Genomic DNA, 22,237 nt, shown 5'->3' with positions numbered 1-22,237 from the left:
CGCGATGCTACTGCAACTCGATGCCGGTGATGCCCACCAGCCGCTTCCAGCGCTCGATCTCCTCGGCCTGGTAGCGGCGCAGTTCGGGCGCCGAGGACATGATCAGTTCGGTGCCCTGCTTGCGGTAGTAGGCCTGGATCTCGGGCGTCTGCGCGGCCTTCGCGAACAGCGCGCCGAGCTGCTCGAGCGCGGCCGGCGGCGCCTTCGAACTCACGGCGGCCGCGACCCAGTTGAACGCGAGGTAGTCGGGATAGCCGGCCTCCCCGACGGTGGGCACCTCGGGCAGCACGATCGAGCGCTTGGGCGCGGTGAAGGCCAGCGGCCGCACGCGACCCGAGCGCGCGAGCTCGTTGGCGCCGGTGGCGTCGACCACCGCGAAATCGACCTCGCCCGTGAGCACCGCGTTGACGGCCTCGCCCGCGCCCTTGTAGTTGATGCCGGCCGTCTTGATCTTCGCCATCTCGTTGAACCACTCGGAGTAGAGCGTGTACGACATGGAGCCGCTCGCGTAGTTGAGCTTGCCCGGCCGCTTGCGCGCATCGGCCACGAGGTCGGCCAGCGAACGGTGGGCCGAGGCCGCCGGCACGATGACCAGGCAGGCGCCGCGCGACAGCAGCGTGATCGGCGCGAAGTCGGCGATCGGGTCGTAGGGCAGCTTGCGGAAGGTGGCGGCATTGGTGGTCAGCGTCGAGTTGCTGCCGATGAACACCGTGTGGCCGTCGTGCGGCGGATTCAGCGCCGTCTGCACGCCGATGAAGCCGTTGCCGCCGGGCTTGTTCTCCACCGTCACCGCCTGGCCCGAGAGGTCGCCGATGCTCTTGGCGAACAGGCGCGCCGTGATGTCGGTGCCGCTGCCGGGCGGGAACGGCACGATGAAGCGCATGGCGTGCGAGGGAAAGGCCCGCGCCTGCGCGAGGGTGGGCAAGCTCGCGGCACCGGCCAGCGCCGCGCCGGTGCCGAGCAGCAGCCGGCGGCGGTCGCGAGAGAAATCACTCATGGGGTCGTCTCCTGGTTTCCTGTCTTCAGCGCCGCGAGCCCAAGAGCTCGCGCGCCACCACCCAGCGGTGCACCTCGCTGGGTCCTTCGTAGATGCGCATCAGCCGGGTCTCGTTGGCCATCTGCTGCAACGGCATTTCCTTGGTCATGCCCATGGCGCCGAAGACCTGCATCGCCATGTCGATCACGTCCCAGGCCATCTCGGTGGCGTAGACCTTGATCATCGAGACCTGCGAACGCGCCTCCTCGCCGCGGTCGATGCGCGCGGCGGCCTCGTAGGTCATGAGGCGGCAGGCATGGATGCGCGTGGCGGCATCGGCCACGCCCCACTGCACGCTCTGGCGGTCGGACAGCAGCGCGCCGAAGGTCTTTCGCATCGGCGCGTACTCGCAGACCATGTCGAGCGCGCGCTGGGCGCGGCCGATGCACCAGGCCGCCATCTGCACGCGCCGGCTCGACAGCCGCGCCTGCATCGGCGCGAAGCCCTGCCCTTCCTTGCCCAGCAGCTGACCGGCGCCGACGCGGCAGTCCTGCAGCACCACCTCGTAGGTCGACACGCCGCCGAGCATCGGGATGCGGCGCTCGACGATGAAGCCCGGCGTGTCCTTGTCGACGATGAAGGCCGAGATGCCGCCGCGCGAACCGAGCGCCTTGTCGGTCACGGCCATCACGATGGTCCAGTCGGCGCGCGCGGCGCGGCTGATCCAGATCTTGCGGCCGTTGAGCACCCAGTTGCCCTGCGCGTCGCGCTCGGCGCGCGTGCCCATCGCCGACGGATCGGCGCCCGCGCCGGGCTCGGAGATGGCGATCGCCGAGACCGTCTCGCCGCGCGCATAGGGCGCGAGATAGCGCTCGGTCTGCGCTGCGTCGGCCGTCTTCAGCAGCATGCGCAGGTTCGGCGAATCGGGCGGCAGGTCGTAGGGCACGACGGTCTTGCCGAGCTCCTCGTTGACCCCGACCATCGCCGTCACCGGCAGGTCGGAGCCGCCGAGTTCGGCCGGCGCATCGAGCCCCCAGAGGCCGAGCTCGCGCGAGAGCACATCGAGCCGCTCGTGCTCCTCGGGCATGAGCATCAGCTGCCCGCCCTCGGCTTCGCGCTTCAGCACCGCCGGCTCCAGCGGCAGCAGTTCGTCGCGCACGAAACGCGCGACCAGGTCCTTGAGCATGCGGTGCTCGTCGTCGAGTTCGAAGTTCATGCCCCGCTCCCTCACTCGCCGGCCACCGCGCGGCCGGCCTTGAGCCGCGCGATGGCTTCCTCGCCGAGGCCGGCCTCGCGCAGGATCTCGCTGGTGTGCTGCCCCACCGTGGGCGCCTGGCGGTACACGCGCGTCGGCGTGGCCGAGAAGCGCGCCGTCGGCCGCAGCTGGCGGATCGGTCCTTCGGTCGGATGCTGCGCGTCCTCGAACAGGCCCACGGCCTTCAGGTGCGGATGCGCGGGCAGGTCGTCGAGCGCATAGATCGGCGTGGCCGGGATGTCGAGCTTCTCGCACAGCGCCATCCACTCGGCCGTGGTCTTCAGCGGCGACAGCTCGCGCAGGTGGCCGTAGAGCGCGCGCACCTGCGCGTTGCGCTCCTGCCGGTTGGCGATGCTGTAGCGCTCGGCCAGCTCGGGCTGGCCGACCTCGACGAAGAAGGCCTGCCAGTGGCGTTCCGTGTAGGGCAGCATGCTGATCCAGCCGTCGCGCGTGCGCGCCGGCTTGCGCCCGCCCTCGAGCAGCCGCGGATAGCCGGCCTTCACCGCCGAGCCCTGGAAGGTCATGCCGCCCATGTGCTCGGCCAGCACGAAGGCCGCCATGGTCTCCAGCATCGGCACTTCGACGTACTGGCCCTGCCCGCTGCGCTCGCGGTGCAGCAGCGCCGCCAGCACCGCGTTGCAGACCGCGAGGCCGGTGGTCTTGTCGGCGATCAGGCTGGGCGTGTAGTCGGGCTGCTCGCGTCCCACCGAGCCCACGCCCACCAGCCCGCAGGCGGCCTGGATGATGTCGTCGAAGGCCGGCTTGTCGCGGTGCGGGCCGTCCTGACCGAAGCCGGTGGCGGCGCAATACACCACCTTGGGATTGAGCTTCGCCACCGCCTCGTAGCCGAGCCCGAGGCGCTCGACCGCGGCCACGCGCATGTTGTGCACCACCACGTCCACCTGCGGGATCAGCGCGCGCAGCGCGGCCACGCCCTCGGGCGACTTGAGGTCGACCGCGAGCGAGCGCTTGTTGCGGTTCACGGCCAGGAAGATCGAGCTCATGCCCGGGTGCTGCGAGATGCCGTTGGCGCGCATCATGTCGCCCTCGGGCGGCTCGACCTTGATCACGTCGGCGCCGTAGTCGGCCAGCATCTGGGTGGCCAGCGGGCCGAGCACCACGGCCGTGAGGTCGAGCACCCGGATGCCCTTGAGGGGGCCCGAGGGCGCATTGGAAGTCGTATCGGTCATAGGGAAAAAAGAAGAGGGATTCAGTTGGGCAGGCCCACGAGATGCCGCGCCATCACCACGCGCTGGATCTGGCCGGTGCCCTCGACGATGTCGAGCGCCTTCACGTCGCGGAACAGCTTCTCGATCAGGTGGTCGCCGCGGCCACCCGCGAGGCCCAGCACCTCCATCGCGAAGCTCGTGGCCTCGAAGGCGGCCGGCGGCGCGAGCGCCTTCGAGGCCGAGGCCTCGAGCATGTTCGGCTGGCGCCGGTCGGCCAGCCAGGCCGCGCGCAGCGCCATCAGCAGCGCGGCCTTGAGCTTGCGGCGCGAACGCTCGAGCCGGTCGCGCAGCCGCGGGTCGGAGGCCAGGTCCTGGGCCTGCATGAAGGCCGCGGCCTCGTCGAGCGCGGCGCGGCCGATGCCCACCGCCATGCCGGCGATGGCCGGACGGCCCGCGTTGAAGGTGTTCATCGCGCCCTTGAAGCCGCCCGAGCGCTGCTCGTAGCAGGCCTCGCCGCCGAGCAGGTTGGCCGCGGGCACGCGGCAGCCCGAGAGGAAGAAGGAGGTCGACTCGTAGGCCTTCAGGCCCATCTTCTTCTCGATGCGGAAGTCGCCGAAGCCCGGCGTGCCGCGCTCGACCACGAAGGCGCGGTGGCCCGCGCGGCCCAGCGCCGGGTCGATGGTGGCGAACACCACGGTCCATTCGGCGCGGCCCGAGTTGCCCGAGAAGGACTTGGCGCCGTCGAGCACCCAGTGGTCGCCGTCGCGCCGCGCGCGGGTCTTGATGTTGGCCACGTCGGACCCGCCCGAGGGCTCGGTCATCGCGAAGGCACCCCAGATCGGGCGCTGCGGATTCACGAAGGGCGAGAGAAAGCGCTGCTTCTGCTCGGGCGTGCCCATCGAGAGGATCGGCGGCTCGCCCAGGCCCGGGCCCGGCAGCGCGACGCCGATGCCGCGGTCCCAGTAGGCGCCCTCCTCGGCCAGCAGCACCTGGGCCACGGCCGAGCCGGCCTTGTTGGGCGCGGGCGCATCGGTGCCGTCGGGCGCCGCGTCAGCCGCGCGCCAGCGCGTGCGGCCGAAGCCCTCGGCCAGCATGCGCACGAAGAAGGGGTCGTCCACCGGCAGCGGTGCGCCCGCGCGGTCGGCGCGCCAGCCCGCGGGCCGCATCTCGTCGCGCCCGAGACGGCGCAGGGTCTGCAGGCGGGCCTGGTCGTCCGCGCTGATCGAAAAATCCATCTCAGGCTCCCTGGGTCGTTGGGTCGGTGGTGGCAAGAAAGTCGATCGGCGCGGCGATCGCGGCCGGCAGCGCGTCGTCGCGCGCGGCATCGGCGCCGCCGAGCAGCAGGCCCAGCGCGCGCAGCTCGCGCAGCTGCTTCTCGACCGGGTAGTCGCGCATGAAGCCCGCGCCGCCGAGGATCTGCACCGCGTTGGCGCCGATGAAGACCGCGTTCTCGATCGCCTCGATCAGCGCCGTGGCCGCGGCCTCGCGCGCGGGCCGGCCGGCATCGAGCCGCCACGCGGCCTCGTGCAGCAACTGGCGCGCGGCATCGACCGCGCTGTGCATGTCGACGATCAGGAAAGCCAGCGCCTGGTGGTGCGCGATCGGCTTGCCGAAGGCGACACGCTCGAGCGCATAGCGGCGCGAATAGTCGGCCGCCGCATGCATCTGGCCGACCAGCAGCGCCGCGAGCTGCACGCGCGCATGGGCCAGCGCGAGCGCGGCGGCCGCGGGGTCGGTCCACGCGGCCTCGACCGGCGCGCGGTCCACGCGCAGCTCGCTCGCGCCCGCGGCGCGCAGGCCGGCACCGGGCAGTTCGGCGAGCGCGATGCCCTGCGTGACCAGGCGCAGCCCGTCGCGGCTCAGCACCGCGAGCAGGTCGACGCGGTCGGTCGGCAGCCAGGCCGCATGGCCGCTCAGCGCATCGCCATCGCTCGTCCATTGGCCGCGCGCATCGAACACCAGCGCCGCGCGCGCATCGGGCCGTGCCAGCAGCGGCTGCAGATGGCGCTGCAGCGCCGCCTCGCCGCCGAAGGCCCGCAGCGCCTGCGCGACCGCGCCGATCGGCTGCAGCGCCAGCGCCGCGCCGGGGCAGCCGGCCGCGAGCCGCTCGGTCACCAGCACCCGCGCGAGCGCGCCGAGGCCGACACCGCCCGCGGACTCGGGCCAGTCGATGCGATCGAAGCCGATCTGGGCCGCCTCGCGCCGCAGGGCCTCGGGCAGCGCGCGCTGCGCTTCGAAGGCGCGCTGCGAGGGCAGCAACTGTTCGTCGGAGAAACGCTGGGCCGTCTCGGCCACCAGCGCGAGTTCCTCATCGAGTGCGAAATCGATCATGGCGTGCTCCGCGCTCAGTGGCGTCCGAAGACGGGATCGCGGCGCTGCGCCATCGCGGCCACGCCCTCGCGGAAGTCCTGGGTCTGGAAGTGCTGGCGCTGCTCGCCGGCCTCGCGCTCGACCGCGGCGCGCACCGCCTCGACCAGCCCGGCGCGCAGGCTCGCGCGCGTCGATTCGACCGCGATCGGCGCCGAGATCGCGATCTCCTCGGCCAATGCCTGGGCGCGCTCGCGCACCTGGTCCTGCGGCGCCAGCTCGTCGACCAGGCCGATGCGCAGCGCCTCGGCGCCATCGATGCGGCGGCCGGTGTAGAGCAGCAGCGCGGCCTGCTGCGCGCCGACCAGGCGCGGCAGCGTGTGGCTCAGCGCGAAGCCCGGGTGGAAGCCCAGGCGCGCGAAGTTGGCGCTGAAGCGCGCCTCGGCGCAGGCGACGCGGAAATCGGCCACCAGCGCGAGGCCCAGCCCGCCACCCACCGCCGGGCCCTGCACCGCCGCGATCACCGGCTTGGTCACGGCGAACAGCCGGATCGCCTGTCGGTAGAGCTCGCCCGGGTCGCGCCGCTCGCCGGCGGCGGGTGTGGGCGACGAGAAATCGGCGCCCGCGCAGAAGGAGCGCCCCTGCGCCGCCAGCACGATGGCGCGGCATGCCGGGTCGGCCTGCAGCGATTCGAAGGCTTCGGCCAGCGCCGAGATCAGCGCGAGGTCGAAGAAGTTGTGGGGCGGCCGGCACATCTCCACCGTGGCCGTGTGGCCGGTGCGGTGGATCGAGAGGTCGGACGGATTCGCTGCGGTGCTCATGGGACTCCTGTCTGGCTGTTCTTTTTCAACGATATAACAGATACATGTTTTTTAAAAGCACATATGTATTATTATTTGGCCAACCCGAAGCCCGGGCAGGTCGGCGAACGACCGGTTCAGTCACGAACTCAGGAGCAAAAAAGATGGAGACAAGCAGGCGCCGGCTGTTGCTGGCATTGGCGGGTACCGCGGGCGCGGCGGTGGCGGGACCGGCCTTCGCGCAGGGCACGGCCTTTCCGACGCGGCCGATCAAGATCGTGGTGCCGTTCACGCCCGGCAGCGGCTCGGACAATTCCGCGCGCTACTTCGGCGACCAGCTCGCCGCGCAGCTCGGCCAGGCGGTGGTGGTCGAGAACAAGCCCGGCGCCAACGGCATCATCGCGCTGCAGCAGGTGAAGAACGCGCCGGCCGACGGCTACATGCTGCTGCTGGCGAGCAACTCGCCGATGGCCGTGAACCCGCTGACCATCAAGGACCTGGGCTACGACTCGGTGAAGGACTACAAGCCGGTGTCGGGCCTGACGCGCGGCATGAACGTGGTGGTGGTCTCGAACGATTCGCCGTTTGCGAGCATCGAGGCGCTGCTGGCCGCCAGCAAGAGCAAGTCGCTCACCGTCGGCACCTACTCCGCGGGCTACCAGCTCGCGGCGGCCTGGCTCGCCAACGTGGCTGGCGGCGACTTCACCAACGTGCCCTACAAGGGACAGGCGCCGATCATGACCGACGTGATCGGCAACCAGCTCGACTTCGCGCTGGTCGACCTCGGCGGCGCGATGCCGCTGATCAAGGGCGGCAAGCTGCGCGCGCTCGCGGTCTCGGGCGAGGCGCGCAATCCCGACCTGCCCGGTGTGCCGACGATCCGCGAGAAGGGCTTCAACGAGTATGTGCAGTACAGCTGGGTGTCGTTCTACGTGCGCTCGCAGACGCCCGACGACGTCACCGCGAAACTCGCCGAGGCGCTGCAGAAGACGCTGGCCACCGAGGACGCGCGCGCCTTCGTGCGCAAGTCGGGCGCCGAGCTCATGCCCTATCCGCCCGAGAAGATGCAGCGCTTCCACCTCGAGGAGATCGCGCGCTTCCGCAAGATCGCGGCCATCGCCAACATCAAGCCCGAGTGACCCAGAATGGCGGCATGAACCAAGCCGCCTCCTCGTCCGAAGCCCCCCTCTACAACGCGCCGGCGCTGGTCGCCTATGCCGATGCCCTGCTGCAGAAGTGCGGCCTCGCCGCGCCGATGGCCGCGAGCGTGGCGCGCACGCTGGTCGAGGGCGACCTGCTGGGCCACGACACCCACGGCCTCGCGCTGCTCGCCGGCTATGCGAAGGAGCTCGAGGCGGGCGGCATGGCGCGCGAGGGCGCGCCCGAGGTGCTGTCGGACCGCCCCGCCGCCGTGCTGTGGGACGGCCGGCGCCTGCCCGGCCCCTGGCTCATGGAACAGGGCCTCGACCTGCTGGTCCCGCGCGCCCGCGAACTCGGCACCGCCTCGCTGGTGATCCGCCGCAGCCACCACATCGCCTGCCTCGCGGTCTACATGCTGCGCGCGCTGCGGGAAGACATGCTGATGCTGCTGGCCTGCTCCGACCCCAACACCGCGAGCGTCGCGCCCTTCGGCGGCACGCAGGCGGTGTTCACGCCCAACCCGCTGGCGCTGGGCTTCGGGCTCTCGCAGGGCGGCGTGATGGTCGACATCTCGGCCTCGATCACCACCAACGGCATGAGCAACCGCAAGCGCGCGGCCGGCGAGACCTTCGCCGAGCAGTGGCTGATCGACGCGCGGGGCCGGCCCTCGAACGATCCGCAGGTGCTGTTCGACAGCCCGCCCGGCACCCTGCTGCCGGTGGGCGGCCTGAGCCATGGCCACAAGGGCTACGGCATGGCGCTGCTGGTGGAGGCGCTGACCGGCGGCCTCGCGGGCCATGGCCGCGCCGATCCGCCCGAGGGCTGGGGCGCGACCGTGCACGTCACGCTGCACGACCTGCATGCCTTCGGCGGCAAGGCGGCCTTCCTGCGGCAGATGGACGAGGTCGCCGAGCGCTGCCGCGGCAATGCGCCCATCGACCCGACGAAGCCGGTGCGGCTGCCGGGCGAAGGCGGGTTGAAGCGTCGGGAGGCGCAATCGAGGGACGGGGTGCGGCTGCACCCGTCGATCGCGCGTTCGCTCCAGGAGGTGGAGCAGCGGCACGGCCTGCGGCTGGCGCAGGCGCTGGCCTGATCAGTTGTCCTGGTCGTCGCCGTCCTCGTCGGACGGGGCGGCCTCGCCCGCGGGCCGCGGCTTGCGCGTCGCGGGCCGCGCGAGGATCTCGAGGTAGAACTGCTTCCCGCCCTCGGCCACCACGTGGTCGATGCTGGCGGTGATGGCCGACAGGTGGATGGTCTGGGCGTTGTCGGCGCTGCTGCCGAAGCGGCAATCGAAGTCCCAGAAATCGGCGCCGGCCGGCAGTGCATGGCCGCGCTCGCGCTTGATGTACTTGCGGATTTCGTGCTTGGTGGCTTCGAGGAGGCGGTCGGGGTGCTTGCCCTCGACCTGAAGCTGGAAGGTTTTTCTCATGGGTGATGGTAACCAATGCCCCGCCGCGCCACTGTGTACAGTCGGCGGCTCAACGGAAAGCAGGTGAAAGACATGGCGCGCGCGAACGACTGGACAAGCAAGGTGATGGCATTGATCAACGGCGGCAATCCCACCGCGGCCATTGCGCAGATCAAGGTCGCGCCCTCGGTCAAGGACCTGAAGGCGCTGCAGACCATCATGACGCTCTCGAAGATGAAAGGCCGCTATCCGAACGTGGATGCGGCCATCGCGGACAACCTGGCGCTGCTCGCGGCGCCCCGGCTGCACCGCGCGCCCTGACGGCCGGCCTTACAGCGCCTGGCCGAGGCGCTTGACGCCCTCTTCGATCTTCGCCACGTCGGCGGTCGCGAAGCTCAGGCGCAGGGTCGCCACGTCGGGGTTCTCGGCATAGAACGGCGCGCCGGGCACGAAGGCCACGAGCTTCTCGATCGCGCGCTTGGCCAGTTCGTTGGCATTGGCCAGCTTGCCGTTGGCGCCCGTGAGGCGGGCCCAGAAGAACAGGCCGCCATTGGGCTGGGTGAAGCTCACCGCGTCGCCGAGCTCGCGCTGCAGCGCCTGGCCCATGGCCTTGGCGCGCTGGCCGTAGACCTCGCGCACGTGCGCCAGCGTGGCCGGCATGCGGCCGCTCTTGAGGTACTGGGCCGCGGTGGCCTGCGAGAAGGTGCTGGTATGGGCGTCGCTGAACTGCTTGCACATGGTGGCCTTGGCCAGCAGCTCGGCCGGCGCGATCATCCAGCCGATGCGCAGGCCCGGGCTCAGCACCTTGCTGAGGCTGCCGCAGTGCGCGAGCAGTTCGCGGCTGCCGGGCACGTCCTTGCTCAGGGCCATGATCGAGGGCGGCGGCGCCTCTCCGAAGTAGAGGTCGCCATAGGGATCGTCCTCGACGATCAGCGTCTGGTACTTCACGGCCAGCTCGAGCACCTTCTTGCGGCGTTCCAGGCTCAGCATCGCGCCGCTGGGGTTGCCGAAGGTGGGGATCAGGTAGACGAACTTGGGCTTGTGCTCGGCGATCAGCTTCTCGAGCTCGTCGGTCTTGACGCCGTTGGCGTCGATCGGCGCGCTGATGAGCTGGGCGCCGTAGAGACGGAAGCACTGGATGGTGGCCAGGAAGGTCGGGCCCTCGACGATCACCTTGTCGCCGGGCGAGATCATGGTCTTGCCCAGCAGATCGAGCGCCTGCTGGCTGCCGGTGGTGACGATCAGGCCGCTGGGATCGACCTCGACGCCCTTGGTCTTCATGAAGGCGCTGAGCTGCGCGCGCAACGGCTCGTAGCCTTCGGTGGCGCCGTACTGCAGCGCGCCGCCGGCCTCCTCGGCCAGCACCTTCTGGCTCGCCTCCTTGAGACCCTCGACGTCGAACATCGCGCTGTCGGGGAAGCCGCCCGCGAAGCTGATGATGCCGGGCTTGCCCAGCAGCTTGAAGAGTTCGCGGATGGCGGAGGTTTCGACGTTGTCGAGGCGGGAGGCGAATTGCATGGTCAGTCTCACTTTCTGGCCGCCATTGTGGCGAAAGCCGCGGGAAATTAAGTTGCGTAGGTCATTCCCGTTTCAGCGATATATTGCGCCTGCCTTTGTCCCGCCCCATGAAAAAAGAAAACATCGCGCCCTTCTTCGCCGTCCTGCAGGCCGCCAATCCCACGCCCGAGACCGAACTCGAATACAGCACGCCCTTCGAGCTGCTGGCCGCCGTGCTGCTGTCGGCGCAGGCCACCGACGTGGGCGTGAACAAGGCGACGCGCAAGCTGTTCCCCGTGGCCAACACGCCGCAGGCGATCCTCGACCTCGGCGTCGAGGGCCTGGAGGGCTACATCAAGACCATCGGCCTGTACCGCAGCAAGGCCAAGCACCTGATCGAGGCCTGCCGCATGCTGGTCGAGCAGCACGGCGGCGAGGTGCCGCGCACGCGCGCCGAGCTCGAGGCCCTGCCCGGCGTGGGCCGCAAGACCGCCAACGTGGTGCTCAACGTGGCTTTCGGCGAAGCCACGATCGCGGTCGACACCCACATCTTCCGCGTCGGCAACCGCACCGGACTGGCGCCGGGCAAGACGCCGCTGGAGGTCGAGCTCAAGCTCGAGAAGCGCGTGCCGGTCGAATACCGGCTGCATGCGCACCACTGGCTGATCCTGCACGGGCGCTATGTCTGCGTGGCGCGCACGCCGCGCTGCTGGGACTGCGCGGTGTCGACCTACTGCGACTACAAGCCGAAGACGCCGGCACCCAAGCGCTGAGCCTGCATCAGGCCGGCCGAAGCTCGACCACCTGCCAGCCGCCGAAGGGCAGCGGCGTCGACGGCCACTCGGTGGCGTCGCGCGGACAGCGCGTGCCCGCGTGCAGCAGCGACACGGCGCGCAGCACGCCCGCATGCGCGACCCACAGCGCATCGCCCTGCCCGGCTCGCCATTCGTCGTAGGCGCCGGCCACGCGCGCCATGAAGGCACGCACGCTCTCGCCATGCGCGCCGGCGCGGGTGTCGGCGAAATCGGCGGTCCAGGCATCGAGCTCGGCGCGCGCGATGGCCGCCCAGGACTGCCCTTCCCAGGCGCCGAAGTCCATCTCGGCGATGCGCGCATCGTGCGTCACCGCGAGATCGGGCCGCAGCGCGGCGATCGCACCGGCCAGCGTGGCGCAGCGCCGCAACGGCGACGACAGCACGGCGAGCCCCGGCGGCAACTCCCACGCGATGCGCTCGGCGGCCGCGCGCGTGGCCTCGGCCTCGGCCTCGAGATCGCTCGCGCCGTAGCACAGCCCCGCCTCGGCGATCACCGGCGCATGCCGCAGCAGCCAGAGCCTGCGCATGCTCATATCCGCCACGCCAGCGCGAGGTAGATCGCGATCTCGCAGATCTGCTGCGTGGCACCCAGCCCGTCGCCCGTGAAGCCCTGCAGCCGGCGCCGGAAGATCCGCGCCATCCACAGCGCCGCCAGCGCCGTCGCGAGCAGCGCCGCCAGCGCATGGGCCGCACCGTGCGACAGCGCCAGCAACGCCAGCGCGGGCAGCGTCCACAGCACGCCGATCGCGAGCGCGCCGCCGCTGATCGCATCGGCCAGCGGCTTGGCCTTGCTCGCACCGCTGTCGCCCACATAGGGCAGCCAGCGGATCAACCCGAGCGGCGCGAGCCGCGAAAACACGTGCGCGCCGACGATGGCCGCGGCCACCGCATGCAACCCGTCGCCGGCCAGCACCGCGATCAGCGCGCACTTGAGGCCCAGCGCCAGCACCAGCGCGATCGCGCCGAAGGCACCGATGCGCGAGTCCTTCATGATCTCGAGCGCCCGCGCCCTGTCGGCCGAACCGCCCAGGCCATCGGCCACGTCGGCCAGGCCGTCCTCGTGGAAGGCGCCGGTCAGCAGCACGGTCGCGACCGTGCTCAGCACCGCAGCCGCGAATGCGCCCGCCAGGCCCGGCAGTCCCATCGCCACGCCCACGAACACCAGTGCCGCCACGCCGCCGGCCAGCCAGCCGATGCCCGGCAGGTGCGCCGCGCTCGCGCGCAGCATCTGCGGGCTGTAGCCGACCCAGGCCGCGAGCCGACCCGTGACCGGCACGCGGGTGAAGAACTGCAGCGCGAGCAGGAAATGCCGCAGGCCGCGCATCGGGCTCAGGCGTCCTTGCGCGAGACGCCGGCCGATTCGAAGCTCGCCATCTCGCGCACGATGCGGCAGGCCGATTCGAGCAGCGGCCAGGCCAGCGCGCCGCCCGAGCCCTCGCCCAGGCGCAGGCCCAGGTTCAGCAGCGGCTCGAGCTGCAGCCGCTCGAGCAGCAGCGCATGGCCCGGCTCGGCCGAGACGTGGGCCGCCACGCAGCGCTGCGCCACATGCGGTCGCAATGCCTGCGCCACCAGCACGGCGGCGCTCGCGATGAAGCCGTCGAGCACGATCACGCGCCGCTCCTCGGCCGCCTGCAGCACCGCGCCGACCAGGGTCGCGATCTCGAAGCCGCCGAGCGCGGCCAGCGCATCGAGCGGCGCGGTGGCGCCCGCATGGAGCGCCAGCACCTCGCGCAGCACGGCGCGCTTGCGCGCCAGCCCGTCGGCGTCGAGGCCGGTGCCGGCGCCGGTGCAGCGGTCGATGTCGATGTCGGCCAGGCGCGCCAGCAGCAGCGCGGCGGCCGAGCTGTTGCCGATGCCCATCTCGCCGAGCAGCAGCGCATTGCCCGGCAGCGCGCGCACGATCTCGCGGCCGTTGGCGATGGCCTGCGCGCACTGCGCGGCGCTCATCGCCGGGCCGGCCGAGGCGTCGGCGGTGCCCGCCGCGATGCGCCGCTGCACCAGGCCGGGCCGCGGCTGGAAGTCGCGCCGCACGCCGCAGTCGGCCACGGTCAGCGCCAGGCCGTGCTGGCGCGCGAGCACGCTGACGGCGGCGCCGCCGGCCAGGAAGTTCTCGACCATCTGCCAGGTCACGTCGCTCGGATAGGCCGAGACGCCGCGCGCCGCCAGCCCGTGGTCGGCCGCGCAGACCAGCATCTGCGGCGCCTCGAGCGCCGGCGACTCGGTGCCGAGGATCGTGCCCAGGCGCAGCGCCAGCGCCTCGAGCCGGCCGAGCGCGCCCAGCGGCTTGGTCTTGTTGTCGAGCGCGGCCTGCAGCCGGGCCGCGAGCGCGGCGTCGGCGATGTCGGGCACCGCGGGAAGAAGGTCGTCGTGGGTCATGCGATCAGGCCGGCGAGCACGCCGGCGTCGAAGTGGTTGTCGATGAAGTCGGCCAGGCCGTCGAAGGTGGCGTCGAGCGTGGGCGCCGCGACGCCGAACAGCGCCTGCAGCGCCGCGGGGTCCTCGAACAGCCCGTGCAGGTAGAGGCCGAGCACGTTGCCGCGCGCGTTCTGCCAGGCCAGCCCCTCGGGCATCACCGCGCCGCCGTCGCCGGCCATCTGCGGATGGGCCGCGGTCTGGCCGTGGTGGATCTCGTAGCCGGCCACCGCCACGTTCGACAGCGCGGCCCAGGCGCCCGCCAGCGTGCCGAAGGCGGCCTCGCGGCGGCGCACGGTCTTGTCGCGCTCGAACACCGTCACCAGCGGCAGCAGGCCCAGCCCGGGCGCGTTGCCGTCGATGCCGTGCGGATCGACCAGCGCCTCGCCGAGCATCTGCAGCCCGCCGCAGACGCCGAGCACCGCGCCGCCACGCGCCGCATGCTCGGCCACCGCGCGGTCGAGCCCCTGCGCGCGCAGCCAGGCCAGGTCGCCGCTGGTGTGCTTGGAGCCGGGCAGCACGATCCAGTCGGCGCCGGCCACGTCGGCCGGCGCGCGAGCCCAGACCAGGCGCACGCCGGGCACGTTCTTCAGCGGCTGGAATTCGTCGAGGTTGCTGATGCGCGGGTAGGCGATCACGGCCACGGTGCGCGTCACGGCGCCCGAGGACCGGCTGCGGTCGTCGAACACGCCGTCCTCCTCGGGCAGGCCGTGCTGCCACCACATCGGCAGGGTCGCGACCACGGGCACGCCGGTCATCTCGCGCAGCTGCTCGGGCGCGGGCGCGAGCAGCGAGGCATCGCCCCGGAACTTGTTGAGCACGAAACCCGCGAGCAGCGCGCGGTCGGCCTCGGGCAGCAGTGCCCAGGTGCCGTAGAGATGGGCGAAGGCGCCGCCGCGGTCGATGTCGGTGGCCAGCAGGCAGCGCGCCCGGGCATGGCGCGCGATGCGCAGGTTGACGATGTCGCTGGCCATCAGGTTGATCTCGGCCGGCGAGCCGGCGCCCTCGATCACGACCACGTCGTTCTCGGCGCGCAGCTCGTCGAGCGCGCGCGCGAGCTGCGGCCACACGCGCTCGCTGCGCCCGCGCCACGGCAGCGCCGACAGGGCCTCGTCGACCTGCCCCATCAGCACCACCTGGCTGTGGGTGTCGCGCTCGGGCTTGAGCAGCAGCGGATTCATCCGCACCTCGGGCCGCGCCCGGGCCGCGAGCGCCTGGAAGTACTGGGCGCTGCCGATCTCGCCGCCCTCGACCACGCGCGCGTTGTTGCTCATGTTCTGCGCCTTGTAGGGCGCCACCTTGAGGCCCTGGCGCGCGTACCAGCGGCACAGCGCGGTCGCGATCCAGCTCTTGCCGGCACCGCTGGTCGTGCCCAGCACCATCACGCAACGCGCCCCGCCGGTGTGCTCTCGCGCGCTCGCCGGCGCCGCCGCTGCCTGGAAATTCATGGCGGGATTGTCGTTGAGCGCGCACGGGTGCCCGAAACGCAACGCCGGAATGCGGCTTCCGTCACGCAACCGGCCCAGTGAACCCACGGGCTGCATCCGGTTCGGCGAATCCTCCGTATACACGGCTTCCCCGTCACAGCGCACCGCGACCCCGCCCCATGCCCGCCCTCAACGACCTGGCCCTCACCGTCGAAGAACCCGAACCGGACCGTTTCCACTGGGTCCTGCTCGAGGCGCTGGACAGCGGCGAGGCCGAGGTGCTCGACTACCGCGTCTACCGCCGTGCCGCGCGCGCCGAGGCCAGCTATTCGAATGCGCTGGTGATGGGCGTGGCGGAGCTGCAGAGGATCAGCGCCGCGCGGCCGTCCGATCCCGACGCCTGAATGCGCGCGTTCAGGGCGCGAAGCCCGAGCGCCGCACCACCGGCTCCCACTGCTGCCGGTAGGCCTTGAGCATCTGCACCGTCTCGGCGTTGCTGCTGACCACCGGCGTGATGTAGAGCGCATCGGCCGCCTTCTGCAACCCCGGGTCCTGCATCACCTCGCGGATCTTCGCGGCCAGCAGCTGCACCTTGGCCGGCGGCATGCTGCTCGGCGCGAAGAAGGTGTTCCAGCCGTCGGCATCGATCTTCATGCCGGCCTCGCGGAAGGTCGGCAGCGAGGGCGCGAAGCTCGCGCGCTTCTTGCCCGACACGGCCAGGATGCGGATCTTGCCAGCCACGTGCTGCGCATAGAGCGAGTCCAGCGTGTCGATGGCGATCGGCAGCGAGCCGCCGGTCAGGTCGGCCGCCAGCGGCGCCGAGCCGCCGTAACCCTTGATCTGCGGCTGCACGCTCAGCGCATCGCCGACCATCAGGCCGAAGAAGTGCGGCAGGCTGCCGGTGGCTGGCACGCCGAAGACCGCCTCCTCGGGATGGGCCCAGAGCCGGCCCACGAGGAACATGGCGCGGTCGAGCTGCAGCTTCTGCCCCACGGCCAGCGCGAAGTCGTAGCTGCTGACCTGGGTGACGGGCACGAAGTCCTTGTCGGGGTCGTAGCCCGCGTCCTTGATCACCAGCGGCGCCACCACCATCACGGCGGGATTGCCGAGCATCAGCACGTTCTCGGTCGCGGCCGCGCGGCGCAGTTGCTTGGCCGCGAGCCGGCCGCCCTCGCCCGCGCGGTTCTCGACCGTGACGGCCACGCCGAGCTTGGGGCCGAGCCGCTCGGCGATCAGGCGCGCGATGCGGTCGGTGCTGCCGCCGGGCGCGTAGCCCACGACCAGCGTGAGCGGGCTCTCGAGGTTCTGCGCCTGCGCGGGCGCCAGGACACCGCCGATCGCGAGCGCGAGGCAGCAGGCGGCGAGTCGTCGCCGGGAGGGAAAAAAGGGCACGGGGGATCTCCTCTCGCCGGCGGCTGGTGGCCGGCTTTTGTTACGCTGTTTATATGCAGGTAACAAATAGTTGATCTAATCCATCATCGGGCGCCGCGGCGGCGCCGCCACACACCCGCATCCTTCGTGAGTTCTTCCCCTCCTGCCTTTCCCGACGCGGCCGCGCTGCTCGCGCCCCGCTGCCTCGACGACCTGCTGCTTTACCGGCTCGCGCGCGCCGCGCGCACCGGCGGCGGCATGGCCACGCGCCTGGTCGAGGGCGGCTTCGGCATCACGCGCCGCGAATGGGGCATGGTCGCGATGCTCGCGCAGACCGGCGAGATCACGCCCTCGGCGCTGTCGGACTGCCTGAGCCTGGACCGCGTGCGCACCTCGCGCGGGCTGCGCAGCCTGGTCGAGAAGCAGCTGGTGGAACGGCGCCGCGACGACGAGGACCGGCGCGAGGTCCATGTGCGGCTGAGCGCCGCGGGGCTGCAGCTGTTCGACGAGCTGTTCCCGCGCATCGCCGAGCTCAACACCGGGCTGCTCGACGGCCTGCCGGCCGGGCATGTCGAGATCTTCCTGCAATGCCTGCGGCGGCTCGAGCAGCGCGGCAGCGCGCTGAGCGCGCAGGGCGTGGTGCCCGAGAAGGCCGACCGCCGCTCGGGCGGCACGCGCCACCGCTGGCCGAAGCGGGGCGCGTAGGGCCTCAGCTTTGCGGGCCGCGCGGTGCGCTGTCGCCCGAGGCCACCGCGCCCGGCACGTCCCAGCCGCCGCCGATCGCGCGGATCAGCCCCACGGCCGCCTGGTACTGCGCCGACTTCACCTGCAGCGCCTGGCGCCGGTTGCGCAGCTCGCTGCGGCGCGCGTCGAGCAGGTCGAGCTGGCTGATGTAGCCGTTGCGGTAGCGCGTGTCCGACAGGCTGGTCGCGCGCGCGGCCGAGGCCACGGCCGTGGCCTGCACGCCCGACTGCTCCTGCAGGATGCGGATCGACGCCAGCTGGTCCTCGACCTCCTGGAAGGCCACCAGCACCTGGTTGCGGTAGCTCGCCAGCGCGCCGTCGAGCTGCGCGTTGGCGCTCTGCAGCCCGGCCTCGCGGCGGCCGCCGTCGAAGATGGGCAGCGACAGCAGCGCGCCCACGCCCCACGAGCGGGCCGACCACTTGAACAGGTCGCCGACCTCGGGCGAGGCATAGCCGGCCGCGCCGGTCAGCGAGATGTCGGGGAACCACGCGGCCTGCGCCACGCCCACGCGCGACTGGGCCGCGAACACCGCGTTCTGCGCGGCCGACACGTCGGGCCGGCGCGTCAGCACCGTGGCCGGCACGCCGGGCGGGATCGCGGGCAGCGCGGTGGTCCAGTCGGCCGGCCGCACGCCGAAGCTCGAGGCCGAGTCGCCCACCAGCACCGCGAGCGCATGCTCGACCTGGGCCCGCTGGCGGTCGATCGCCAGTGCATCCGACTCGGTCGACGAGACCTCGGTCTGCACGCGCGCCACGTCGAGCTCGGCGATGTCGCCGGCCTGCTGGCGGCGCTGCGACAGGCGCAGCGTGTCGCGGTAGGCCTCGACCTGCTCGCGCACCAGCACGCGCTCGGCATCGAGGGCGCGCAGCGTGAGGTAGGTCTGCGCCACCTCGGCCTGCACCGCCAGCCGCGTGCTCTGCAGCAGCGCCTCGCGGCCGGCCGCGTCGAGCCGCGCCGCGTCGCTGGCGCGCGAGAGGCGGCCGAACAGGTCGAGCTCGTACGAGAAGGTGGCGCCGGCATTGGTCATGGTGGCCGGCGAGGTGCTGGCCGTGGCCTTGTCGAGCCCGGCGCCGCGGTTGGCGCCGGCGCTCAGGCCCACCTGCGGCAGCCGGTCGGCGTTGACGCTGCGCGCGATGGCGCGGGCCTCGGCCAGCCGCGCCGCTGCGCCCTGGATGTTGTTGTTGCTGACCTCGGCCTTGGCGATGAGCTCGTTCAGGACCGGATCGTTGAAGGCCTGCCACCAGGCACCGCGCGCGGCGCCCTCGGAAGGCACGGCGCGGGTCCAGCCGGCGGGCGGCGTGGCGCCCTGCTCCTTGAACTGGGCCGCGGCCGGGGTCTCGGGCAGGCCCGAGGGCACGCTCGCGCAGCCGGCCAGGGCCAGCGCCGCCACCAGGGGCAGCACGGCCGCGCGCAGCGGCGCCGAGAGGGATGAGAGCTTGAAGTTCATGATCGACCTTCCTTCTTGTTCTGTGGTTCGTTCGTCATTCATGCGAGGTCCGCGGCGAGGCCGGCACCGGATGCAGGCCGCCGCCATGGCCGCCGCCCGATCCACCGTGCGAACCGCCCGAGGCCGGCGCCGGATGGTCGGCCGACACGAAGTCCTCGCCATGCGGCACCTCGCCGTGCAGCTTCAGCGGCCGGTTGCCCGCGATGCGGCGCATCAGCACGTAGAACACCGGCGTCAGGAACAGGCCGAAGGCCGTCACGCCGATCATCCCGGCGAACACCGCCACGCCCATCGCCTTGCGCATCTCCGAGCCCGCGCCGGTCGACAGCACCAGGGGCAGCACGCCCATGACGAAGGCCAGCGAGGTCATCAGGATCGGGCGCAGGCGCAGCCGGCTGGCCTCGATCGCGGCCTGGATCGGCGTGCGCCCGGCGAACTCGAGCTCGCGCGCGAACTCCACGATCAGGATCGCGTTCTTCGCACTGAGCCCCACCAGCACGATCAGCCCGATCTGCGTGAAGACGTTGTTGTCGCCTCCCGAGATCCACACGCCCGCCATCGCGGCCATGATGCCCATCGGCACGATCAGGATGATCGCGATCGGCAGCGTCAGGCTTTCGTACTGCGCGGCCAGCACCAGGAACACCAGCAGGATCGCCAGCGGGAACACGAGGAAGGCGGAGTTGCCGGCCAGGATCTCCTGGTAGGTCAGCTCGGTCCACTCGAAGCTCACGCCCTTGGGCAGCGTCTCGGCCGCGATCTTGGTGATCGCGTCCTGCGCCTGGCCCGACGAGTAGCCGGGTGCCGGGCCGCCGTTGATGTCGGCGGCCAGGTAGCCGTTGTAGCGCATGGCGCGTTCCGGACCAAAGGTCGAGTTGACCTTCATCAGCGCGGCCAGCGGCACCATCTCGCCCGAGGTCGACCGCACCTTCAGCAGGCCCACGTCCTCGGCACGGGCGCGGTAAGGCGCATCGGCCTGGACGCGCACGGAGTACGTGCGGCCGAACTTGTTGAAGTCGTTGGCGTACAGGCTGCCCAGGTAGATCTGCATCGTGTCGAAGATGTCCGTCACCGGCACGCCGAGCTGGCGCGCCTTGGTGCGGTCGATGTCGGCATACAGCTGCGGCACGTTGACCTGCCAGCTCGTGAACATGCCCGTGAGCTCGGGCGCCGCATAGGCCTTGGCCATGAAGGCCTTGACCGCCGCGTCCATCTGGTCGTAGCCGACCGAGGCCCGGTCCTCGATCTGCAGCTTGAAGCCGCCCGTGGTGCCCAGGCCCGCCACCGGCGGCGGCGGGAACATCACGATGAACGCGTCCTGGATGCTGCTGAAGGCCTGGTTGAGCTGGCCCGCCACCGCGCCGCCGCTCTGGTCGGCGCGCTTGCGCTGGTCGAAGGGCTTGAGCGTAGCGAACACGATGCCCGAGTTCGAGCTGTTGGTGAAGCCGTTGATCGACAGGCCCGGGAAGGCGATCGCGTCCTCCACGTTCGGGTTCTTCTTCATGATCTCGCCCATGCGCTGGATCACTTCGTCGGTGCGGTCGAGCGTGGCGCCGTCGGGCAGCTGCGCGAAGCCGATCAGGTACTGCTTGTCCTGCGCCGGCACGAAGCCGCTGGGCACGGCCTTGAACAGGCCGAAGGTCACGCCGACCAGCGCGAGGTAGATCACCAGCATCAGCGTCTTGCGCGAGATCACGCGCTTGACGCCGCCGCTGTAGGCCTCGGAGCCGCGATGGAAGAACTTGTTGAAGCCGCGGAACAGCCAGCCGAAGGCCCGGTCCATGCCGCGCGTCAGTGCGTCCTTCGGCTGGTCATGGCCGCGCAGCAGCAAGGCGGCGAGCGCGGGCGACAGGGTCAGCGAGTTGATCGCCGAGATCACGGTCGAGATCGCGATGGTCACCGCGAACTGGCGGTAGAACTGGCCCGTGAGGCCGCTGATGAAGGCCAGCGGCACGAACACGGCCACCAGCACCAGCGCGATCGCGATGATGGGCCCGGACACCTCGCGCATCGCGCGGTAGGTCGCCTCGCGCGGCGTGAGCCCCGCCTCGATGTTGCGCTCGACGTTCTCCACCACCACGATGGCGTCGTCCACCACGATGCCGATCGCCAGCACCAGCCCGAACAGGCTCAGCGCGTTGATCGAGAAACCGAGCACGTGAAGCACGGCGAAGGTACCGATCACCGACACCGGCACGGCCAGCAGCGGAATGATCGACGCGCGCCAGGTCTGCAGGAACAGGATCACGACCAGCACCACCAGCATGATGGCTTCGAGCAGCGTGTGGATCACCGATTCGATGGACGCGCGCACGAACTGCGTCGGGTCGTAGGCGATGCGGTATTCCAGGCCTTCGGGCATGTTCTTGTTGAGCTCGGCCATGGTCTTGCGCACGTTCGCCGAGATGTCGAGCGCGTTCGAGCCCGGGGCCTGGAACACGCCCATGCCGACGGCCGGGTCGTTGTTCAGCAGCGAGCGCAGTGAGTAGTCGGCGGCGCCCATCTCGAGGCGGCCGATGTCGCGAAGGCGCGTGACGGCGCCGTCGGTGCCGCTCTTGACGATGATGTCGCCGAACTCTTCCTCGCTCTGCAGGCGCCCCTGCGCATTGATCGAGAGCTGCATGTCCACGCCCGACAGGCCCGGCGAAGCGCCGACCACGCCGGCCGCGGCCTGCACGTTCTGGCCGCGGATGGCGGCCACCACGTCGGAGGCCGAGAGGCCGCGCTGCGCCACCTTCTGCGGGTCGAGCCAGACGCGCATCGAGTAGTCGCCGCCGCCGAAGATCTGGACCTGGCCCACGCCTTCGATGCGCGCCAGCGGGTCCTTCACGTTGAGCACCGCGTAGTTGCGCAGGTAGTTGATGTCGTAGCGGCCGTTGGGCGACACGAGGTGGACCACCATCGTGAGGTCGGGCGCGCTCTTCACCGTGGTGATGCCGAGCCGGCGCACTTCCTCGGGCAGCCGCGGCTCGGCCTGCGAGACGCGGTTCTGCACCAGCTGCTGGGCCTTGTCGGGGTCCGTGCCGAGGCGGAAGGTCACCGTCAGCGTCATCACGCCGTCGGTGGTGGCCTGGCTGCCCATGTAGAGCATGCCCTCGACGCCGTTGATCTGCTCCTCCAGCGGGGTCGCCACGGTCTCGGCGATCACCTTCGGGTTGGCACCCGGGTACTGGGCGCGCACCACCACCGAGGGAGGCGCGACTTCCGGGTACTCGGAGATCGGCAGACCGCGCAACGCGATCAGGCCGGCTATCAGCATCAAGAGCGACAGCACGCCGGCAAAGATCGGCCGGTCGATGAAGAATTTAGAGAGATTCATTTCGTTGGCTCCATCGCGCGGACAGCGCGATCCACGCCGCTTCGAAAAAGACGAGCGGCATCCAGGTGGCTCCCATCAAGGAACTTCGAGTAACGCTGGCGAGCCGGCCGGTGCCGCTGTCGCCGTTGTCGGTGTCCCGGGTTTCCCGGCG

At 71.2% G+C, this 22,237-nt stretch carries 21 protein-coding genes; 6 read left to right on the top strand and 15 right to left on the bottom strand.

Translation table 11 applies throughout. The features are described 5' to 3' along the window. Positions 1-7: 7 nt before the first annotated feature. From ACEN9J_RS04045 to ACEN9J_RS04020, 6 genes are read right to left on the bottom strand one after another with little or no spacing between them, the layout of a single operon-like run. Complete coding sequence (locus ACEN9J_RS04045; RefSeq protein WP_413763403.1) at positions 8-997, bottom strand: Bug family tripartite tricarboxylate transporter substrate binding protein; 990 nt, start codon at positions 995-997, stop codon at positions 8-10. 25 nt (positions 998-1,022) lie between these two features. Further along, the gene (locus ACEN9J_RS04040) at positions 1,023-2,192 is read right to left on the bottom strand and encodes an acyl-CoA dehydrogenase family protein (protein WP_413763402.1); all 1,170 of its coding nucleotides are present in this window, start codon (positions 2,190-2,192) and stop codon (positions 1,023-1,025) included. Between the two features lie 11 nt (positions 2,193-2,203). Then, entirely contained in the window at positions 2,204-3,421 is a 1,218-nt protein-coding gene (locus ACEN9J_RS04035) for a CaiB/BaiF CoA transferase family protein (RefSeq protein WP_057591636.1), read from the bottom strand. Positions 3,422-3,441: 20 nt separating this feature from the next. Next, positions 3,442-4,635, bottom strand: a complete 1,194-nt coding sequence (locus ACEN9J_RS04030; RefSeq protein ID WP_413763401.1) for an acyl-CoA dehydrogenase family protein — start codon at positions 4,633-4,635, stop codon at positions 3,442-3,444. Position 4,636: 1 nt separating this feature from the next. Continuing rightward, positions 4,637-5,731, bottom strand: coding sequence for an acyl-CoA dehydrogenase family protein (locus ACEN9J_RS04025; RefSeq protein WP_413763400.1), 1,095 nt, complete (start codon positions 5,729-5,731; stop codon positions 4,637-4,639). A 14-nt stretch (positions 5,732-5,745) separates the two neighbouring features. Continuing rightward, on the bottom strand, positions 5,746-6,528 hold the full coding sequence (locus ACEN9J_RS04020) for an enoyl-CoA hydratase/isomerase family protein (RefSeq protein WP_057591633.1): 783 nt from the start codon (positions 6,526-6,528) through the stop codon (positions 5,746-5,748). A 143-nt stretch (positions 6,529-6,671) separates the two neighbouring features. On the opposite strand from ACEN9J_RS04020, the gene ACEN9J_RS04015 reads away from it, so the two are divergent. Together ACEN9J_RS04015 and ACEN9J_RS04010 are read left to right on the top strand one after the other, a co-directional pair. Further along, positions 6,672-7,646: a tripartite tricarboxylate transporter substrate binding protein gene (locus tag ACEN9J_RS04015; RefSeq protein ID WP_413763399.1), complete on the top strand. Its 975-nt coding sequence runs from the start codon at positions 6,672-6,674 to the stop codon at positions 7,644-7,646. A gap of 14 nt (positions 7,647-7,660) precedes the next feature. Further along, entirely contained in the window at positions 7,661-8,740 is a 1,080-nt protein-coding gene (locus ACEN9J_RS04010; RefSeq protein ID WP_413763398.1) for an Ldh family oxidoreductase, read from the top strand. Here ACEN9J_RS04010 and ACEN9J_RS04005 read toward each other — a convergent pair whose 3' ends face one another. Continuing rightward, a complete protein-coding gene (locus ACEN9J_RS04005) occupies positions 8,741-9,076 on the bottom strand; it encodes a DUF6172 family protein (protein WP_057591630.1) in 336 nt (111 codons plus the stop codon). A 72-nt stretch (positions 9,077-9,148) separates the two neighbouring features. Here ACEN9J_RS04005 and ACEN9J_RS04000 point away from each other — a divergent pair, with 72 nt between their 5' ends. After that, a complete protein-coding gene (locus ACEN9J_RS04000; RefSeq protein WP_413763397.1) occupies positions 9,149-9,376 on the top strand; it encodes a hypothetical protein in 228 nt (75 codons plus the stop codon). 9 nt (positions 9,377-9,385) lie between these two features. On the opposite strand, the gene ACEN9J_RS03995 is transcribed toward ACEN9J_RS04000, so the two are convergent. Next, positions 9,386-10,573, bottom strand: coding sequence for a PLP-dependent aminotransferase family protein (locus tag ACEN9J_RS03995; protein WP_209541394.1), 1,188 nt, complete (start codon positions 10,571-10,573; stop codon positions 9,386-9,388). Between the two features lie 107 nt (positions 10,574-10,680). Between ACEN9J_RS03995 and nth the strand changes: the two genes are divergently transcribed. Further along, complete coding sequence (gene nth, locus ACEN9J_RS03990) at positions 10,681-11,325, top strand: endonuclease III (RefSeq protein ID WP_413763396.1); 645 nt, start codon at positions 10,681-10,683, stop codon at positions 11,323-11,325. 7 nt (positions 11,326-11,332) lie between these two features. Here nth and ACEN9J_RS03985 read toward each other — a convergent pair whose 3' ends face one another. From ACEN9J_RS03985 to ACEN9J_RS03970, 4 genes are read right to left on the bottom strand one after another with little or no spacing between them, the layout of a single operon-like run. Beyond that, positions 11,333-11,893, bottom strand: coding sequence for a histidine phosphatase family protein (locus ACEN9J_RS03985; RefSeq protein WP_413763395.1), 561 nt, complete (start codon positions 11,891-11,893; stop codon positions 11,333-11,335). A 2-nt stretch (positions 11,894-11,895) separates the two neighbouring features. Then, complete coding sequence (locus ACEN9J_RS03980) at positions 11,896-12,690, bottom strand: adenosylcobinamide-GDP ribazoletransferase (RefSeq protein WP_413763394.1); 795 nt, start codon at positions 12,688-12,690, stop codon at positions 11,896-11,898. Between the two features lie 5 nt (positions 12,691-12,695). Next, complete coding sequence (gene cobT, locus ACEN9J_RS03975; RefSeq protein WP_413763393.1) at positions 12,696-13,742, bottom strand: nicotinate-nucleotide--dimethylbenzimidazole phosphoribosyltransferase; 1,047 nt, start codon at positions 13,740-13,742, stop codon at positions 12,696-12,698. Next, positions 13,739-15,226, bottom strand: coding sequence for a cobyric acid synthase (locus ACEN9J_RS03970; RefSeq protein WP_412179690.1), 1,488 nt, complete (start codon positions 15,224-15,226; stop codon positions 13,739-13,741). Before ACEN9J_RS03970 ends, cobT begins: the two co-directional genes overlap by 4 nt. 158 nt (positions 15,227-15,384) lie before the next feature. On the opposite strand from ACEN9J_RS03970, the gene ACEN9J_RS03965 reads away from it, so the two are divergent. Beyond that, positions 15,385-15,609, top strand: coding sequence for a hypothetical protein (locus ACEN9J_RS03965; protein ID WP_261210656.1), 225 nt, complete (start codon positions 15,385-15,387; stop codon positions 15,607-15,609). Between the two features lie 10 nt (positions 15,610-15,619). Here the strand turns inward: ACEN9J_RS03965 and ACEN9J_RS03960 are convergent, their stop codons facing one another. Next, entirely contained in the window at positions 15,620-16,597 is a 978-nt protein-coding gene (locus tag ACEN9J_RS03960; RefSeq protein WP_413763392.1) for a tripartite tricarboxylate transporter substrate-binding protein, read from the bottom strand. 126 nt (positions 16,598-16,723) lie between these two features. Here ACEN9J_RS03960 and ACEN9J_RS03955 point away from each other — a divergent pair, with 126 nt between their 5' ends. Continuing rightward, positions 16,724-17,281, top strand: coding sequence for a MarR family winged helix-turn-helix transcriptional regulator (locus ACEN9J_RS03955; RefSeq protein ID WP_057591623.1), 558 nt, complete (start codon positions 16,724-16,726; stop codon positions 17,279-17,281). Between the two features lie 4 nt (positions 17,282-17,285). Here ACEN9J_RS03955 and ACEN9J_RS03950 read toward each other — a convergent pair whose 3' ends face one another. Together ACEN9J_RS03950 and ACEN9J_RS03945 are read right to left on the bottom strand one after the other, a co-directional pair. Continuing rightward, positions 17,286-18,767, bottom strand: a complete 1,482-nt coding sequence (locus ACEN9J_RS03950) for an efflux transporter outer membrane subunit (RefSeq protein ID WP_057591622.1) — start codon at positions 18,765-18,767, stop codon at positions 17,286-17,288. 34 nt (positions 18,768-18,801) lie between these two features. After that, the gene (locus ACEN9J_RS03945; RefSeq protein ID WP_413763391.1) at positions 18,802-22,086 is read right to left on the bottom strand and encodes an efflux RND transporter permease subunit; all 3,285 of its coding nucleotides are present in this window, start codon (positions 22,084-22,086) and stop codon (positions 18,802-18,804) included. Positions 22,087-22,237 lie beyond the last annotated feature (151 nt).

It is taken from the genome of Variovorax sp. Varisp41 (assembly GCF_047325085.1).
Lineage (GTDB): Bacteria > Pseudomonadota > Gammaproteobacteria > Burkholderiales > Burkholderiaceae_C > Variovorax.
The sequence above is the reverse complement of the archived record's forward strand: the minus strand, read 5'-3'. Positions and strand labels throughout refer to the sequence as shown.

Excerpts from the sequence above, each read along its gene's own strand:
- ACEN9J_RS04045 (WP_413763403.1), bottom strand. The coding sequence starts at position 997 with ATGAGTGATTTCTCTCGCGACCGCCGCCGGCTGCTGCTCGGCACCGGC.
- ACEN9J_RS04040 (WP_413763402.1), bottom strand. The coding sequence starts at position 2,192 with ATGAACTTCGAACTCGACGACGAGCACCGCATGCTCAAGGACCTGGTC.
- ACEN9J_RS04035 (WP_057591636.1), bottom strand. The coding sequence starts at position 3,421 with ATGACCGATACGACTTCCAATGCGCCCTCGGGCCCCCTCAAGGGCATC.
- ACEN9J_RS04030 (WP_413763401.1), bottom strand. The coding sequence starts at position 4,635 with ATGGATTTTTCGATCAGCGCGGACGACCAGGCCCGCCTGCAGACCCTG.
- ACEN9J_RS04025 (WP_413763400.1), bottom strand. The coding sequence starts at position 5,731 with ATGATCGATTTCGCACTCGATGAGGAACTCGCGCTGGTGGCCGAGACG.
- ACEN9J_RS04020 (WP_057591633.1), bottom strand. The coding sequence starts at position 6,528 with ATGAGCACCGCAGCGAATCCGTCCGACCTCTCGATCCACCGCACCGGC.
- ACEN9J_RS04015 (WP_413763399.1), top strand. The coding sequence starts at position 6,672 with ATGGAGACAAGCAGGCGCCGGCTGTTGCTGGCATTGGCGGGTACCGCG.
- ACEN9J_RS04010 (WP_413763398.1), top strand. The coding sequence starts at position 7,661 with ATGAACCAAGCCGCCTCCTCGTCCGAAGCCCCCCTCTACAACGCGCCG.
- ACEN9J_RS04005 (WP_057591630.1), bottom strand. The coding sequence starts at position 9,076 with ATGAGAAAAACCTTCCAGCTTCAGGTCGAGGGCAAGCACCCCGACCGC.
- ACEN9J_RS04000 (WP_413763397.1), top strand. The coding sequence starts at position 9,149 with ATGGCGCGCGCGAACGACTGGACAAGCAAGGTGATGGCATTGATCAAC.
- ACEN9J_RS03995 (WP_209541394.1), bottom strand. The coding sequence starts at position 10,573 with ATGCAATTCGCCTCCCGCCTCGACAACGTCGAAACCTCCGCCATCCGC.
- nth (WP_413763396.1), top strand. The coding sequence starts at position 10,681 with ATGAAAAAAGAAAACATCGCGCCCTTCTTCGCCGTCCTGCAGGCCGCC.
- ACEN9J_RS03985 (WP_413763395.1), bottom strand. The coding sequence starts at position 11,893 with ATGCGCAGGCTCTGGCTGCTGCGGCATGCGCCGGTGATCGCCGAGGCG.
- ACEN9J_RS03980 (WP_413763394.1), bottom strand. The coding sequence starts at position 12,690 with ATGCGCGGCCTGCGGCATTTCCTGCTCGCGCTGCAGTTCTTCACCCGC.
- cobT (WP_413763393.1), bottom strand. The coding sequence starts at position 13,742 with ATGACCCACGACGACCTTCTTCCCGCGGTGCCCGACATCGCCGACGCC.
- ACEN9J_RS03970 (WP_412179690.1), bottom strand. The coding sequence starts at position 15,226 with ATGAATTTCCAGGCAGCGGCGGCGCCGGCGAGCGCGCGAGAGCACACC.
- ACEN9J_RS03965 (WP_261210656.1), top strand. The coding sequence starts at position 15,385 with ATGCCCGCCCTCAACGACCTGGCCCTCACCGTCGAAGAACCCGAACCG.
- ACEN9J_RS03950 (WP_057591622.1), bottom strand. The coding sequence starts at position 18,767 with ATGAACTTCAAGCTCTCATCCCTCTCGGCGCCGCTGCGCGCGGCCGTG.
- ACEN9J_RS03945 (WP_413763391.1), bottom strand. The coding sequence starts at position 22,086 with ATGAATCTCTCTAAATTCTTCATCGACCGGCCGATCTTTGCCGGCGTG.